Below are 15,876 nucleotides of genomic sequence, written 5' to 3'. Positions count from 1 at the left end.
CACTCGGGCGGCCCAGCCGCGGGATGGCTGGCGGGGCCGGGACTGGTTTACCGTTTTTAACCGGTTGGCAGCCAGATGGTGCTGATGCTGGCGTAGTACGGGGGGAGGGGGGATGTAGAAGAAATTGCTAACGGTTTACTCGCGCCCGGTTTGCATGAAGTGGATGAAGCGCGGCTGTGCCGGGCGGACAGTTCCGACATGACCGGCCCGGCGTTGTCGTGCCGCCACCGGTCGGGGCGAAGGTGCTGCGGGATGGGCGCAGCTGGCCGACATGCCCCATTGTTGTAACTGGCTGGCAGTCGCTCCGTCCTGGCACAGCAATTGCAAACGGTAGCCATGTTCATCGCACCACAGGTGCAGGCGGTGCAGGGTTTGCATGGCCGAACTGTCCAGGCTGGCCTGGCGCAGGCACAGCTGCACCAGATCGCCACGGGACAACTGTGCCGCGATGGCAGCTTGCAACTGGTCGTGCAGGCGGCTGGCCGAACCGAAGTACAAGGGGCCGCACAGCTCGGCCGTCAATACCGCGGGCTGCTGGCTGCCGGTATCGGCAGGCTGCAGGCGGATGTCTTGCAAGGGGTTTTGCTGACTGGCGCGATAGCAGAACTGCCAGGCAGACAGCACCAGACCCACCACGATGCCGGCAAGCACATTCATGGCCAGAAAGGTGAGCATGGTGCTCAGTAAAATACCGCGCTCTGCCTGTGCCAGCGCCGGCCAGCGTTGCAGCCAGTGGCTCAGCAGTTCCACCCCGAAATATATTAATACCCCGCCCAGCACATAAGGCTGGATCAGGCCCAGCATCCATTGTTGCTGCCAGATGGCCAGCAGGCAGCAAGTGACAAAGCAGATGGCCAGCGGCCAGCGCCGGGCACCCATGCGGCCGGCCAGCAGGCTGTCGGACAGCATGATGCTGACCGGGGGGGTGGCGCACAATGCAGAGACCAGACAGGCCAGACCGTTGACCCGCATTTCCTGGTTCAGATCAGCCCGTGCCTGCTGCGCCTGATCCAGCGCCATGATGTTGCTGGTGCTACCCAGCATGGCCATTAACGCGGCGGCCAGGGCCGTAGGCAGTGCTGACAGCACTTCCTGCCATAGCGGAAGTTCCAGGCCGGGCCACAGGGGGGCGGATGACTGCTGCAGCGCTGTGGCTGGTGAAGGCCCGAACAGGCAAGCCAGGAGCAACAGTGCAGTCAGGGTGGCGGGGTGATCCATCTTGCGCATGCACAGCAACAGCAAAATGCCAAAGCCCACTCCCCAGCCCAGCTGCATTGCCTGGCCGCCGTCCAGCTGCCAACTGGCAGGCTGGGTCAGCGACAGGCTGTGCCCGGCGGCAATGCTCAGGCCGAACACAATCAGCAGCAGGCCGCTGCTGGCCATGAAGGCAGCCAGTACCGGATAGGGCAGGCAGCGCGCCAGTTGTCCTGCGCGCAAACGGGCGGCCAGCAAGAAGGCGGCGCCGGTCAGCAGGGCGGTCAGGGCGTTGATGCACAGCAAGGTGGACAGCACCTGCCCGGTCGACCATGGCTGGCCCAGCAGATGCAGGCTGCTGGCGGTAACCATGGCGGAAAGGATGACCATGGCCGGTTCATCCAGCCCGGGAATGGCCAGTTTAAGCCGGCTGTTGCCGGCAAGCAGCAGCATGGCCAGGCAGCAGGATGCCATCATCAGGGTGAACAGCAGTGGCCGTAGCGTAGCGGCATGCAGGGCGTTGCCCAGCAGGTCGGAAAAGGCTGCGTTGACGGAAATGGCAATGCTGGCGGTGATCAGCCCGGCGCTGATGCTGTGAAAGCTTTTCATCTGTCGTGTCCCATGCCTGGAGTGAAACCGTCATGCCTTTGGCCGGTCTGTGCCGTATTGCCCGCTGTCCAGTACGGTGCAGGTGACGGAGCTGATGGCAAGGCGGCTGTGGCGAACAGGCATTGGCCATCGATCAGGTATGGTTTGATGTTAAGAGGATTGTGCGGCGACACACAATAATGCAAACAGACTATGCTTTTGTGCTGGATCGTTCACGGGCAAGGCCTGGCAAATGAAAAAGCCAGGCGTAAGGCCTGGCTTTTGTGGTGCCGGATTCAGTGGAGAGAAGTGCTTAGCTCGCCTTGCCTGCCGGAATCTGCTGGGTGATGCAGTGGATGTTGCCACCGCCCAGCAGCACTTCACGCGCCGGTACGCCGACAATGCGGTATTCCGGGAAGATTTCCTGCAGGCGGCTGGCTGCTGCCTCATCAGTACGTGCATCCAGCAGCGGGTAGATGATCTGGCCGTTGCTGATCAGGAAATTCACATAGGACGCCGCCATGCGCTCGCCCACTTCACGCGGGACGGCCTGACCGCTGGCTACCACGCCGGCGGTTTCTTCCGCGGTGTAGTACAAGGGGCCCGGCGACAGCATCTTGTGGATCTTCAACTGGCGGCCCTTGGCATCGCGCGCTTGCGACAGCACTTCATAGGCGGCCTGCGAACGCGGGTATTGCGGGTCGTTTTCATCGTCCACCCAGTGCAGGATCACCTCACCCGGACGGGCAAAACAGCACATATTGTCGATGTGGCCGTCGGTTTCATCCATGAACACGCCTTCCGGCAACCAGATGAAGTGGCTGACGTTCAGGTATTCGGACAGCAAGGCTTCAATCTGCTGTTTGGACAAATGCGGATTGCGGTTGGGGTTGAGCAGGCACTCGGCGGTGGTCATCAGCGTGCCTTCACCGTCGACATGAATCGAGCCGCCTTCCAGCACCAGCGGCGCGGCGTAGCGGTCAAAGCCATGGTGGGCCAATACCTGGCTGGCCACGGCGCTGTCCTGGTCCCACGGGTGGTACAGGCCACCGTTGAAGCCGCCCCAGGCATTGAACTGCCAGTCCACGCCGCGCACCTTGCCTGCCTGGTCGATCACCACGGTGGGGCCGCTGTCGCGCATCCAGCAGTCATCGCTGTTCATTTCCACCAGCGTCACTTCGGCTGGCATCACGGCACGGGCTGCGGTCATGCATTCTTGCGGCACGGCCATGAACACCGGGGTGGCTGCGGCAATGGCCTTGGCGATGGCAGCAAACGTCTGCTGGGCCTCACGTCCGGCATGGCGCCAGTTGTCCGGGCGCTGCGGCCAGATCATCCATACCGCCTGTTGCGGGGCCCATTCGGCCGGCATGTGAAAGCCGTCGGCGGCAGGCAGGCTAGTGTGCGTTGTGCTGTTCATTGAGATCACCATGCATTGATTGATGCCATCGGAAGTATTCAGGACATCGTGCAGCTGCAGTGCAGTCCGGTGGTGCGACACGTCAGCCGGTTTTGTCTGCCATGCACGAGGAAATGATTGACAGACGCAGTCTAGGGAGAGGCAAACTATTCAGCAAATGAACAATACGAATACTTTCATAAATACGGTGAATGATGTGAAATTGCACCAGCTGGACCTGAACCTGCTGCTGGCGCTGGATGCCCTGGTCAGCCTGCGCAGCGTCACGCGGGCGGCAGAGAAACTGTTTGTCAGCCAGCCTGCCATGAGCCACTCGCTCAACCGCTTGCGGACATTTTTCAACGACCCGCTGCTGGTGCGCTCGCCACACGGCATGCAGCCCACGCAAAAGGCGCTCTACCTGCAACAGGGTGTGCATCAGGCGCTCAGCCTGTTGCAAAGCCACTTCAGCCAGCCAGAAGCGTTTGACCCGGCTACTTCGACGCGCCGCTTCACCCTGTGCACCACGGATTACGTGGAGTGCGTGCTGATTCCGCCGCTGGTGAAAATGCTGGCGGTGGAAGCGCCCAATGTCCATATCGACATCACCATCCTGCGGGAAGAGATTCCGGAACTGGCGCTGGCCGACGGGGAAATCGACTTTCTGCTGGGTTTTGACGAATACATGAAGATTCCCGGCTATCTGTGCCGGGAAACCTGGCTGAACGAGCCCTTGACCGGCATCTTGCGTGCCGGCCACCCTTTTTGCAGCGACCGGCTGACCCTGGCCGACCTGATTGCCTTGCCGCATGTCTTCCATGCGCCGCTGGGCAATCTGGGCTCGCCGATGGATGACTTTTTGGCCGCGCGCGGCTTGCAGCGCAAGATTTCGGTACACAGCCAGAGCTATATGGCGGCGGCGGCCATCGTCAGCCATACCGACCACCTGTTCATCCTGCCCAAGAAGGTGGCGGCGATGATGGCGGGTTACTGGCCGCTGAAGATGGTGGCGCTGCCGGAGGAGTTACCCGGCTATCACCTCAACTGCATCTGGCATCCGGTGCAGGACAGCAATCCGGCGCTGCTGTGGCTGCGCGGCTTGATGCGCGGTCTGATTGAAACGACCGACTAGCTGAGGCGGCAGGGATGGACCGGTATTCATCGCATGAATGGGTATATCAAAATGAATCATTTTCCCGCATGAGCCAGTCTCTTGTAGATTAGCCGCCATATTGCGTCATCGCCCATGCCTGCGTTTGTTGCAAGGCTGTCAGCGTGACGGGAATGAAATCCGTGTTCTTAGTGGAGGGTGTAGCATGATCGAGGTTACCGAGCTATCCATTGCCGAGCTGCGTGCCGCGCTCGAATCCGGGCGTACCACGGCGGTAGAGCTGGTCAAGGCTTATCTGGCACGGATAGCGGCCTACGATGGCCCCGCCACGGCAACCCGGCTGAATGCGGTGGTGGTGCCCAACCCGGAAGCCATGCGCGAGGCCGAAGCCTCCGATGCGCGCCGTGCCCGTGGCGAAACACTGGGCCCGCTGGATGGCATTCCCTACACCGCCAAGGACAGCTATCTGGTGAAGGGGCTGACTGCTGCTTCGGGCAGCCCGGCCTTCAAAGAGCTGGTGTCCCAGCACGATGCCTTCACTATTTCCCGCCTGCGCGCCGCCGGTGCCATCTGCCTGGGCAAGACCAATATGCCGCCGATGGCCAATGGCGGCATGCAGCGTGGCTGTTATGGCCGCGCCGAAAGCCCTTATAACGCCAACTACCTGACCGCGCCGTTTGCCTCTGGCTCGTCCAACGGGGCCGGTACTGCCACTGCCGCCAGCTTCGCCGCCTTCGGCATGGCGGAAGAAACCTGGTCTAGCGGCCGTGGCCCCGCCTCCAACAACGGCCTGTGTGCCTATACCCCGTCGCGCGGGGTGATTTCGGTACGTGGCAACTGGCCGCTGACCCCCACCATGGACGTGGTGGTGCCCTATGCCCGCACCATGGCCGACCTGCTGGAAGTGCTGGATATCATCGTGGCCGACGACCCGGTCACCCGTGGTGATTTGTGGCGTCTGCAACCCTGGGTGGAGATTCCCAAGGCATCTACCGTGCGCCCGGACGCCTATCCGGCCCTGCTGTCCCGGCCCGAAACGCTCAAAGGCAAACGCTTTGGCGTGCCGCGCATGTATATCAACAAGGACGAACTGGCCGGCACCAGCGCTGCGCCCGGCATCGGCGGCCCCACCGGCCAGCGCATCCATACCCGTGCCTCGGTAATCGACTTGTGGGAAGCCGCGCGGCAGGCGCTGGAAGCCGCCGGTGCAGAAGTGATTGAGGTGGATTTCCCGCTGGTGTCCAACTGTGAAGGCGACCGGCCCGGCGCACCCACCGTGGCCAATCGCGGCATCTTGCCGCCGGACTTCCTGCACGATGAATTATGGGAATTGTCCGGCTGGGCTTTCGATGAATTCCTGCGTGCCAACGGCGACCCCAAGCTCAACAAGCTGGCGGACGTGGATGGCCCGCAAATCTTCCCGCACGACCCCGGCACCCTGCCCAACCGCGAGGGCGATCTGGCAGCCGGCATGGAAGAGTATGTCAACATGGCCAAGCGCGGACTGAAGTCCTTTGACCAGATTGCCAGCGTGCCGGACGGGCTGCGCGGTCTGGAGAAAATCCGCAAGCTGGACCTGGAAGACTGGATGGACGAACTCAGGCTGGACGCGGTGCTGTTTCCCACCGTAGCCGACGTTGGCCCGGCTGATGCCGACGTCAACCCGGCTTCCGCCGACATCGCCTGGAGCAACGGGGTATGGGTGGCCAATGGCAACCTCGCCATCCGCCACCTGGGCGTACCCACGGTGACCGTGCCGATGGGCGTGATGGCCGATATCGGCATGCCGGTGGGCCTGACCTTTGCCGGACGCGCTTACGACGACAACGCACTGCTGCGTTTTGCCAGCGCCTTCGAGGCCACCGGCAGCAGACGGATGATTCCGCCGCGCACCCCGGCACTCGGCCAGTAAGCCACGACCGCCGTACAAAGCAGAAAAAGCCAACCCTTGCCGGTTGGCTTTTTGTTTTGCAGCCGGGCAGGGTTGTACGGCAGGAGTGTGCAGGGGCCTGCTGCATGGCGCGATTTGTGCTTTCGATCTGGCTATCCGTCACATCAATATATAGTGTGGCTGAAACGGATACCCGATCAGCCGGCATGAGGAGGCAGGATGCAACAGACCATTGCACTGGAAACGGCAGGTGGCTTGCTACAGAGCCTGGGGACTGCACAGTTCACCACGCGCCTGTGGAGCTGGCTGCACGGGGTGGTCGACCCGTGTTCCTATCACATGACGGCGCTGCGTTTTCGCCGTGGCAGTCAGCAGCAAGCGGTGGAACAGCTGGATGTGCTGTTTTTTGCCGGTAATGCCGACCCGGAAGAAACCCGGCTTGCATTGTCGCTCTACCAGCAGGACATGGAGTGGAAGCAGGATCGCCAGTTATTGCAGTTCATCGAACAAGTGCAGGACCCGCAGCTGGTGTTGTCGCGCAACGAGGTTTACCCGCCTACCGCCTATGGCCGCATGATTGCCCAGAGCCCGCTGGGCGAAGAGTGCAGCTTGCTGGGCTGTGAAACCGACTATGTGTATTTGCTGTCGATCTTTCGCAACCGCCACACGCCTTCCTTTACCCTTGGCGAACTCAGCCGCCTGCGCCAGACCTGTCATTTCCTCATTCCCTTGCTGGCCCGGCATGCCCAGCTGAGTACGCCCTGCATCACCCCGTCGCAAGACACCCTGTTGCAGTATTTCGATCGCTGCCTGCAGTTGGCAGGCAAGCAGCTGTCCGGGCGCGAGCGGCTGATTTGTCACGCCATGTTGCAAGGCTGGTCGGTGCCGCAAATTGCCGAGCATGTTTCCATCAGCCAGTGCAGCGTGCGCACCTATATGGAGCGGGCGCTGGCCAAAATCGGTGTCACCAGCAAGTCCGAACTGTTTGCCTGGTGCGTGACGGTGGAGCAGCGTCACCGCCAGCTTGCGGCCGTGTCCTGAAATCCGAGGACAGACAGTCAGCCCCCCCTCCCGCCATGATCAGGACTGGTTGCACACGGTTCTGCCAAGGGGCGCAACAGCCTCCTGACGCATGACCCTGTGCCGGTCATGAATCAGGAGGCAGGCATGCAGTATCCCGAAAAAATCTATTACAACGGCAGCATCCATACCGGTAACGATTTCAGCGCCATGCACACCGCGCTGGCCATTGGCGGCGGCAAGGTCATTGCCAGCGGCGATGACCAGACCATGCTTGCCATGGCCGGCAGCCAGACCGAGCGGATAGACCTTGGTGGCAAGCAGATCATCCCGGCCTTTGTCGATGGCCATGCCCACCCGCTGGAAGGGCAGCAAATGGTGGGTGATACCGACCTCGACCGGGCCGACAGCGCCGCAGGAGTGCTGCAACTGATCCGCGAGGCGGCCATCGCCCAGGCAGAGGAGCCCTGGGTGTTTCTCGGCGGCATTGATTTGAACGTATTCGGCAGCTACCCCACCCGCCAGCAACTGGATGTCGCCTTGTCAGACCGCCCCTTGCTGCTGCTGGGGCATGACGTGCACAGCGGCTGCCTGAATACCGTAGGGCTGGCGGCGGCCGGCATCGGCCCCGACACCCAGGACCCCAAGGGTGGCATTCATGAGCGCGAGCCAGGCAGCCGGCAGCCCAGCGGCGTGGTGCACGAAGCCGCCCTGTACCGCTTGTTCGGGCTGATTCCGCAACTGGGCCCCGCCCGTTATCCGCAGTCCTTGGCCAAGGCCATTGCCATGGCGCACCGTCTGGGCATTACCGGCTGGTTCGACGCCCGGGTGGATGAAGGCCTGCTGCAAGCCTATGCCGCCGCGCGGGATGCCGGCACGCTCAAGCTGCATGTCAGTGCCGGGCTGCTGGCCACGCCCCGGCATGATCCCGCTGCGCAGATTGCCCGCTTTCAGGACTGGAAACGCCGTTACGCAGGCGACACCCTGCACGTGCATACGGTGAAGATCTTCATTGACGGGGTGACCGAATCCCAAACCGCGGCCTTGCTGGAACCGTACCCGGGAACGCAGGATTGTGGCCTGGCGTTGTGGGAGCAGGGCGCGCTGAATGAAATCGTTGCCATGGCCGATGCTGCCGGTTTCGACCTGCATTTTCACACCCTGGCCGACCGCGCCGTGCGCATGGCGCTGGACGCGCTGGAATGGGCGGCCAAGTGCAATGGCCCGCGTGAGCGCCGGGCACAGCTGGCCCATTTGCAGCTGGTGCATCCGGACGACATGCCCCGCTTCAGCCCGCTTGGTGCCATTGCCAGTGTGCAGGCGCTGTGGACCGCTGCTGCCCCGCAGTTGCAGGCCCTTTACCAGGAAATCCTGGGCCGCGAACGGTCAGCACAAAGTTATCCGTTACGCAGCCTGCGCAACGCAGGCGTCATGCTGGCCGGTGGTTCGGACTGGCCGGTTTCCACCATGGACCCGCTGGCCATCATGCAGACCGGTGTCACCCACCAGCCCACGGATGACCCGGCGGCAGAAGCCTGGAACCCGGACGAGCGCCTGGACCTGCAAGTGATGTTGCAGGCACACACCGTGAACGCCAGCCATGCGCTGCGCTTTGATGATTGCCGCGGCCTGTTGCCGGGCCATGAGGCCAATTTCCTGATTCTGGAGCGCAGCCTGTTTGCGCAACCGATACAGCAGCTGCACCAGACCCGGGTGCTATGCACGGTGTTCCGTGGTGAACCCGTGTATGGCGCGGATACGGATTGAAACCCAGTCGCTGCCTGATTCCCGTTTGTTCACACCATGCCGCCAGCAGAGCGGCCATCACTACAAAGGCTGAGAAATGAAGAAACTGATCCATACCTGTTGTGCGCTCGCCCTGCTGGGCGGCGTGTCCGGCCATGCGGCAGCCGATGCCGCTCAGGTCAATGTCTACAACTGGGGCAATAGCCTGGCCAAGGAAACCAATGCCAACTTCCTCAAGCAGAGCGGCATCAAGGTGCGCTATCAGGAGTTCGACAGCAATGACACCCTGATGAGCAAGCTGCTGGTGGGTAATTCCGGTTACGACGTTGTCGTCCCTTCCGATGCCTACTTTGGCCGTCAGTTGCAGGCCGGCATGTTCCGCAAACTGGACAAGAGCAAGATTCCCAATCTGGCCAAGCTGGACCCGGCATTGATGAAGATTCTGGAAGGCAGCGACCCCGGCAATCAATACGGCGTACCGCTGAACTGGGGTACGGACGGCATCGGTATCAATCTGCAAAAAGTGGAGTCGGTACTGGGCAAGGGCGTGCCGCTCAATACCTGGGACATGCTGTTCGACCCCAAATACATGGCCAAACTGTCCAAGTGTGGCGTGTCGGTGCTGGATTCGCCGGTGGACATGTTCGGCATGGGCTTGCACTACCTGAAAAAGAATCCGCTGAGTACCAATCCGGCCGATTACCAGGAAGTGTTCAAGCTGCTGAAAACCATCCGGCCCTATATCGGACAGTTCAATTCCAGCAGCTATGGCACAGACCTGGCCAGTGGCGATATCTGCATGGCCTTCGGTTACTCCGGTGATATCAACACCGCCCGCATTGCCACCCTGGCCGCGCACAAGCCATACACCGTGCAGTATGTCCTGCCCAAAGAGGGCAGCGTGATCTGGTTTGACGTGATGGCCGTGCCCAAAACCGCGCCCAATGCCGACGCCGCGATGAAATGGATCAACCATGTCATTTCGCCCAACGAGGCCGCGGCGCTGAGCAACGAAACCTTCTACCCCAGCGCAGTACCGGCGGCCAAGCCGCTGATCCGGCCGGAAGTGCTGTCCGACCCGACGGTTTACCCCAGCGCCGCCGAAATGAAAAAGCTGTTCACCGTACGCGCCCTGCCTACCGAAATCATGCGGCTGGAAACCCGCTTGTGGCAGGAACTGAAAACCCACTGAACGTCATCGCTTAGCCATTCGGGGTAAACATCATGCAAAGAAAACTGATCGCCATGGCCGTCATGGCCCTGCCGGTGATGGCGCACGCCGGTAGCGACAGCAGCACCGCCCTGCTGCAAAAACTGGAGGCACTGGAGCAGCAGGTAAAGGCCCTGCAGCAAAGCAATGCCCAGATTCCGCTGCTGCAGCAGCAGGTGCAAAGCCTGCAACAGCAACTGGGCAGCAACAACACGGCAGCAAGTACTGGCAATGCGGCAACAGCAAGCGAAAGCGAGGAGCCGGAAACCCTGCAGCAAACCGTTAACAGCCTCAAGATCAAGGTAGACACGCTGAGCGAAGCGGCACAAACCGGGCCGATTGCCGGCCTGAGCGTCACCGGTTTTGTTGACCCCATGTTCCTGTACAACCGCAACAGCAACTCTGCCGGGTTCCGCTTTCTCAACAAGAACAGCGCTTACAACTATTACGACAGCAATCTGGGCGATGTGTATCTGGACATCAAGAAAACCTTTGGCGTGGGGCCGGAGGCACCCAGCGTGGAGCTGGTGATCCAGCCGGACCGCGGTAGCGGTGCCAGCTTCAGCAGTGAAGGCGGCGGCCTGACCAACAGTATTTTCAACCAGGCCAATGTCAACTTGCCGCTCAGTTCCACCGGCACCCTGCAACTGGGCCTGCTACCCAGCCTGGCCGGCTATGAGCCCAATCCGTCCAACCTGACCCAGACGCTCACCCACAATCTGCTGTTCGACTTCAGTGAACCGGCATCCTATCTGGGCATGAACTACAAGCTGTTTACCAACAACTACCAGACGCTGTGGCAATTCATGCTGGCCAACGAGCAGCTCAAGTCGGCTGGTGCCATCGTCAGCCAGAACGGGCGCAGCAACAGCAACAGCACGCCAACACTGGCAGCGCGGCTGGACTACCAGTACACCAGCTCGCTGGACCTGGGCTTTTCCGCCAATATCGGCCGCCAGACCATTCTGACGCCATCCAGCTGTACCAGCGGTTATGGCTACCAGTGCAATCTGGCATCCCCCTTTGGCCGCTACTTGTATGCCGAAGCTGACCTGACCTATACCTGGTCGGACATCCAGTACAACGCCCAGCTGGATTACGGTCAGCAAGCACACAGCGCCTGGAATGGCGGCATGGCGCAATGGTATGGCTTCTCCTTGCTGGCGGCCAAAAAGTGGAATACCGACTGGCTGGGCAAGGTGGGCACGGTGGTGCGGGTGGACTACCTGAACAACAGCCGCAACGGCGGTGGTGGCAGCGGCATCCTGTATGGCCTGAGCGGCAACACGGCCAGCATCAATCCCACCAGCGGCTGGGGCGTGGACCAGCAATGTCTGAATGCCTCCAGCAACAACGGTATGGATTGCAAGGGGACCAACCGCAGTGACATCGCGCTGGATTTGCTGTTCTACCCTGCAGACAAAATGACGGTGAAGCTGGAATACCGTCATGACTTTGCCAGCAATGCGGTGTTCCAGCGCAGCGATGGCAGTCTGTCACGCAATAACGACATTCTGGCCACCCAGTTCATCTATGCATTCTGAACCTGATACAACAGCCGCCCCGCCCGCGCGAGGCGGCTGTTTTTCAAGCCAGCCGGTAGATGGCAATCTCCACCTGCTCGGCCTGCGGATAATGCACTGTCCCGACAAAAACCTGATGGTTGACCCAGTAATAAGGGCCCGCGCCAGTGCTGATTTCTGGCTGGCAGCGACAGTGGTACAGCTCAGCCGGAACCGGCCATACCCCGTCGCGTTCCAGCGCTGCGCCTGCGGGTGACAGATGCAGGAAACCCCGGTTATGCACCAGCAGCACCGTGCCATCGTCCAGCTGCACCGCATAGCGGGCATCCATGATGCCCACCCCGTCCGCGCGTTGCAGGTAATTGTCGAATCCACCCGGCAATACCCGGCCCGAAAGGCCATCCGGCCCGTGCACCACGCCACCGGTGATCGGGTACAGGCAGCGGTAACCATCCACCGTGTCACCCACGGCCATTTCGGGGCCGATATTGACCGAGAGGTTTAACCACAGTTGCAAAGGCGGGGGGACATGTACAGCTTGCATCGGCGCGCTCCAGTCTCAAAAGGTGGGGAAACGCCAGAGGCTACCCCCACTGTCCTGCACTGGCTGTCATCGGATTTGCCGACAACACGCTGTGGCCAGATGCTTACCTCCAGCAGCGCACCAGCAAGGCCAGCAAGGACGCCAGCGCAGCAAACGCGGTGACCGCACTCCAGCCATACCCGGCCAGCAACAAGCTGGCCAATATCGAACCCAGCGACATGCCGATGAACATGCAGACAAACAGTACAGCATTCAGTCGGCTGCGCGCCGCCGGGTCAATCCGGTAGATGACAGCCTGATGGGCGATCAGGCTGGCTTGCACGCCAAGGTCGAACAGCACCGCGCCAGCCGCCAGCAGGCCAAGCTGCGTGTTCAGCGACAGCATGGGTGCCAGACTCAGCATGACAAAGGCCAAGGCAGCCAGCGCGGCACCGGCACGGGTGACCAGCTCCGGCCCCTTGCGATCCGCCAGATGACCGGCCAGCGGTGCAGCCAGCGCACCAGCGGCACCGGCCAGGCCAAACGCGCCAGCAGCGGCACTCCCCATATGGAAGGGGCTTGCGTGCAGCATGATGGCCAGCGTGGACCAGAATGCGCTGAAGCCAACCGACAGCAGTCCTTGCGCAATGGCCGCACGGCGCAGGGCACGATGCTGGCGCCACAGGCCAAGCAGCGAGCCGAGCAAGGCGTGATAGGGCAGAGTCGTGCTGGGCTGAAAGCGCGGCAGATAACGACGGATGGCCAGACCGATGCACAGGATGCTGGCAGCGGCAAGGAAGAACATGGCCCGCCAGCCGTATTGCTCGGCCACCACTCCGCTGATGACCCGTGACAGCAGAATGCCGGTCAGCAAGCCGGTCATCACGGTTCCCACCACCTTGCCACGCTCTGACTCGGCGGCCAGCGTGGCGGCAGCCGGTACGATGTCCTGGGCCAGTGTTGCGCTCAGGCCAATCAGCAATGACGCCGGCAGCAATACCGCCAGCGAGGGCGACAGCCCGGCCAGCAGCAAGGCCAGCATCAGCACGGCAGCCTTGATCAGCATGATGTTGCGCCGGTCATGGCGATCCCCCAGCGGGGCCAGCAGCAAGATACCCAGCGCGTAACCCAGCTGCGTCAGGGTGGGCACCAGGCCGGTGGCCTGAGCGGGCGCACCGATATCGCCAGCCAGTACGCCCAGCATGGGCTGGCTGTAGTAAAGGGAAGCAACCGACAGCCCGGCACCGGTGGCCATCAGCCCGATCAGCGAGCGGGGCAGGGCGTGAGATTGGGCCGGTGTGACCGATGGAGCCACCGGATGTGGCAGGACTTTGGTGGAAGACATGTGCAGCCTCATGGATCAAGTGATGACCGTGACATCATGGCTGTGTGTGCAGTGCATGGGTAGGCGCGTGGATTGAAGATCTGTTATACGTATTGTGTATGACAGTACAAGGCTGACCATGATGGATGACATACAAGAACCGGGCAGTCCGCTGCGGACGAGCGTGCCCTTGCAAGCAGGAACCGGTGAGCGCATCGAGCTGATGCTGACCTTTCTGAAAATTGTCGAGGCGGGCAGCCTGTCCGCAGCAGCGCTGCAACTGGGCACGACCCAACCCACCATCAGCCGTCGGCTGCAAATGCTGGAGCGTTCGCTGGGTTTGCGCCTGCTGCAACGTACCACCCACACCATGCGGCTGACCCAGGATGGCGAGCGCTGTTATGAGCGCGCCAAGGAGCTGCTGGCCGGCTGGGCACGTTTTGAATCCGAACTCAAAGGGGCCAGGGAAGAGCCAGAGGGCGTGCTGCGTGTGATTGTGCCGCACGCCTTTGGCCAGGAACGCTTGATCGGCCCGCTGGCCAGCTATCTGCAGCAGCATGCCGGCATGTCGGTGGAATGGCTGCTGCATGATGACCGGGCCATTCAGGACTACATTGCCGCCGGTATCGACTGTGCGATACAGGTGGGTGAAGTGACCGACCCAGGGCTGGTTGCCCTGCCACTGGCCCAGGTGCCACGCATCGTGGTGGCAGCGCCTTCCTTGCTTGATGGCCAGCCGATACCGCAAGACGTGGCCGAGCTGGCGGCGCTGCCCTGGCTCGCCCTGCGCACCTTTTACCGCAACGAGGTGCAGTTGACCCACTCGGAGACGGGCAGGCACAAGCGCATCCAGATTCGCCCGCGTTTCAGCACCGATAGCCTCTATGCCTTGCGCAGTGCGGCCTTGCAGGGTGTCGGGGTAGGAATAGGCTCGCGCTGGGTGATGACCGAATACCTGGAGCAAGGGCAGTTGATCCAGCTGGCACCCAAATGGCAGGCCGCACCGCTACCGGTCAGCCTGGTGTATCCCTATGCCCGTTTCTATCCGGCCCGCTTGCGTCGTTTTATCGACCTGGTGCGTGCCGAAGCGCCTGCCATTTTTGGCGAGCAGTGAGGACGTATTGAGGAAATGAACGGGCCGCATCAGCCCAGTATTTTCTGCGCCGCCACGCAGCCCCACCATGAGGCCTCCTCAAACAGCGACAAACCGGACAGGTCGGAGTGGGCAAACAGGATGGGTCCGTCCACGGCGCGTAGTGCAGCCAGACCGGGGTTGGCAAGAAAACCCGGCTGCGGACTGGCCATGGCATGGGCGCGTACCGTCAGGCGGGCAGCCAGCATGTGACGGCGCAAGCGTGCACCGTACACGGTGTAAAGGTCTGTCATGGCCTGTTCGAACAAGCTATCCGTACTGGCCGCTGCCAGGTGTTGCCGGACTGCCACCGGGTCGTCATCGGCAAAGGCATGATAGGTGGTGAATACCGTGCGTTCAGGCAGTGCGGTGCGGATCAACTGATGGGTGGCCACCACATAGCCCAGGCTGCGGCTACCATACACCACATTGTCCCAGGCCAGCGGCTGGTGCGGCGGCTCGGCCGGAAAGCGTTCCAGCAGTACATTGCCCACCAGCCAGGGGGCACGGGGTGGTAGATGTTGATGTTCGAAACCCAGGCTGGCCATGTGCGGCAACAGATGCCAGGCCACGTGCAAGGGGATGGCCATGATGACGCGCCGTGCCAGCAGGCGTTGTGCACCATGCGCATCCACATAATCCACCTGTACCTGCAGGCCTTGCTGTTGCACGCGCCAGGCTGCGCCGTCCAGCTGGCGCTCCGGCCCGATGCGCTTGCGCAGGTGGCGTAGCACCGGGTTCAGCCCGTCCGGCCAGGTCAGCACCGCGCCGTCTTCGGCATTGGCCGCATGGCCGCCACGGGCGGCAAAGTAGTGCAGACCGGCCCAGGCCGAGGTGTGGACCAGTGTGCTGCCGTAGTCGTCACGGCAGCAATAATCGAGGTACCACATCAGACCGGGCGCAGTGTAGCCCTGTGCGGCCAGCCAGCTGGCAAAGCTTTGCCTGTCCAGCGCGCGCCAGGCCGGGTCTTCCGAGGCGAGCGCAGCGGGGATGGTAAACACGCGGCGGCCATCAATGCCACGCTGTTGCTGCAATTGTCGGACATGCCAGAAAAAGCGCTGCTGCTGTGCATTGTCGTCGGGGCCAAGGCCACGCGGCAGCAGCCCGTCCTGCCATTGGCCGTCGCGCCATAGTCGCTCGTCCGGAGCATGCACCAGCACCCGTTCGTCAAAGCGGGGGCGCAGGCTGTCGCCACCAGACTCGATGACTCCCATC

At 62.0% G+C, this 15,876-nt stretch carries 12 protein-coding genes; 7 read left to right on the top strand and 5 right to left on the bottom strand.

All coding sequences use genetic code 11. The features are described 5' to 3' along the window. Positions 1 to 135: 135 nt before the first annotated feature. Complete coding sequence (locus JHD62_RS08490; RefSeq protein ID WP_199102528.1) at positions 136 to 1,803, bottom strand: SulP family inorganic anion transporter; 1,668 nt, start codon at positions 1,801 to 1,803, stop codon at positions 136 to 138. Positions 1,804 to 2,095: 292 nt separating this feature from the next. Next, a complete protein-coding gene (gene aguA / locus JHD62_RS08485; protein WP_199102527.1) occupies positions 2,096 to 3,202 on the bottom strand; it encodes an agmatine deiminase in 1,107 nt (368 codons plus the stop codon). A gap of 196 nt (positions 3,203 to 3,398) precedes the next feature. Between aguA and JHD62_RS08480 the strand changes: the two genes are divergently transcribed. From JHD62_RS08480 to JHD62_RS08455, 6 genes are all read left to right on the top strand, one after another. After that, on the top strand, positions 3,399 to 4,313 hold the full coding sequence (locus tag JHD62_RS08480; RefSeq protein WP_199102526.1) for a LysR family transcriptional regulator: 915 nt from the start codon (positions 3,399 to 3,401) through the stop codon (positions 4,311 to 4,313). Positions 4,314 to 4,497: 184 nt separating this feature from the next. Beyond that, complete coding sequence (locus JHD62_RS08475) at positions 4,498 to 6,204, top strand: amidase (RefSeq protein WP_199102525.1); 1,707 nt, start codon at positions 4,498 to 4,500, stop codon at positions 6,202 to 6,204. A 198-nt stretch (positions 6,205 to 6,402) separates the two neighbouring features. After that, the gene (locus tag JHD62_RS08470) at positions 6,403 to 7,224 is read left to right on the top strand and encodes a LuxR C-terminal-related transcriptional regulator (RefSeq protein ID WP_199102524.1); all 822 of its coding nucleotides are present in this window, start codon (positions 6,403 to 6,405) and stop codon (positions 7,222 to 7,224) included. Positions 7,225 to 7,350: 126 nt separating this feature from the next. Beyond that, on the top strand, positions 7,351 to 8,970 hold the full coding sequence (locus JHD62_RS08465; RefSeq protein WP_199102523.1) for an amidohydrolase: 1,620 nt from the start codon (positions 7,351 to 7,353) through the stop codon (positions 8,968 to 8,970). A gap of 76 nt (positions 8,971 to 9,046) precedes the next feature. Further along, positions 9,047 to 10,141 (top strand): polyamine ABC transporter substrate-binding protein, encoded by a 1,095-nt coding sequence (locus JHD62_RS08460; protein WP_199102522.1) that lies wholly within the window; start codon positions 9,047 to 9,049, stop codon positions 10,139 to 10,141. A gap of 32 nt (positions 10,142 to 10,173) precedes the next feature. Continuing rightward, a complete protein-coding gene (locus tag JHD62_RS08455) occupies positions 10,174 to 11,703 on the top strand; it encodes a DUF3138 family protein (protein ID WP_199102521.1) in 1,530 nt (509 codons plus the stop codon). Positions 11,704 to 11,746: 43 nt separating this feature from the next. Here the strand turns inward: JHD62_RS08455 and JHD62_RS08450 are convergent, their stop codons facing one another. Both JHD62_RS08450 and JHD62_RS08445 read right to left on the bottom strand, forming a co-directional pair. Beyond that, positions 11,747 to 12,226: a DUF3237 domain-containing protein gene (locus JHD62_RS08450; protein ID WP_199102520.1), complete on the bottom strand. Its 480-nt coding sequence runs from the start codon at positions 12,224 to 12,226 to the stop codon at positions 11,747 to 11,749. 103 nt (positions 12,227 to 12,329) lie between these two features. Continuing rightward, positions 12,330 to 13,550, bottom strand: coding sequence for an MFS transporter (locus JHD62_RS08445; protein WP_199102519.1), 1,221 nt, complete (start codon positions 13,548 to 13,550; stop codon positions 12,330 to 12,332). Between the two features lie 169 nt (positions 13,551 to 13,719). Here JHD62_RS08445 and JHD62_RS08440 point away from each other — a divergent pair, with 169 nt between their 5' ends. After that, entirely contained in the window at positions 13,720 to 14,643 is a 924-nt protein-coding gene (locus tag JHD62_RS08440; protein WP_199102518.1) for a LysR family transcriptional regulator, read from the top strand. 29 nt (positions 14,644 to 14,672) lie between these two features. Here JHD62_RS08440 and JHD62_RS08435 read toward each other — a convergent pair. Beyond that, positions 14,673 to 15,876 (bottom strand): twin-arginine translocation pathway signal (locus JHD62_RS08435; protein WP_199102517.1); only part of this gene is annotated, 1,204 nt, incomplete at its 5' end.

It is taken from the genome of Aquitalea sp. ASV11, from assembly GCF_016429185.1.
GTDB classification, from domain to species: Bacteria; Pseudomonadota; Gammaproteobacteria; order Burkholderiales; family Chromobacteriaceae; genus Aquitalea; species Aquitalea pelogenes.
The sequence above is the reverse complement of the archived record's forward strand: the minus strand, read 5'-3'. Positions and strand labels throughout refer to the sequence as shown.

Bases quoted from the DNA above. Each gene is read 5' to 3' on its own strand.
- JHD62_RS08490 (WP_199102528.1), bottom strand. From the start codon at position 1,803: ATGAAAAGCTTTCACAGCATCAGCGCCGGGCTGATCACCGCCAGCATT.
- aguA (WP_199102527.1), bottom strand. From the start codon at position 3,202: ATGAACAGCACAACGCACACTAGCCTGCCTGCCGCCGACGGCTTTCAC.
- JHD62_RS08475 (WP_199102525.1), top strand. From the start codon at position 4,498: ATGATCGAGGTTACCGAGCTATCCATTGCCGAGCTGCGTGCCGCGCTC.
- JHD62_RS08470 (WP_199102524.1), top strand. From the start codon at position 6,403: ATGCAACAGACCATTGCACTGGAAACGGCAGGTGGCTTGCTACAGAGC.
- JHD62_RS08465 (WP_199102523.1), top strand. From the start codon at position 7,351: ATGCAGTATCCCGAAAAAATCTATTACAACGGCAGCATCCATACCGGT.
- JHD62_RS08460 (WP_199102522.1), top strand. From the start codon at position 9,047: ATGAAGAAACTGATCCATACCTGTTGTGCGCTCGCCCTGCTGGGCGGC.
- JHD62_RS08455 (WP_199102521.1), top strand. From the start codon at position 10,174: ATGCAAAGAAAACTGATCGCCATGGCCGTCATGGCCCTGCCGGTGATG.
- JHD62_RS08450 (WP_199102520.1), bottom strand. From the start codon at position 12,226: ATGCAAGCTGTACATGTCCCCCCGCCTTTGCAACTGTGGTTAAACCTC.
- JHD62_RS08445 (WP_199102519.1), bottom strand. From the start codon at position 13,550: ATGTCTTCCACCAAAGTCCTGCCACATCCGGTGGCTCCATCGGTCACA.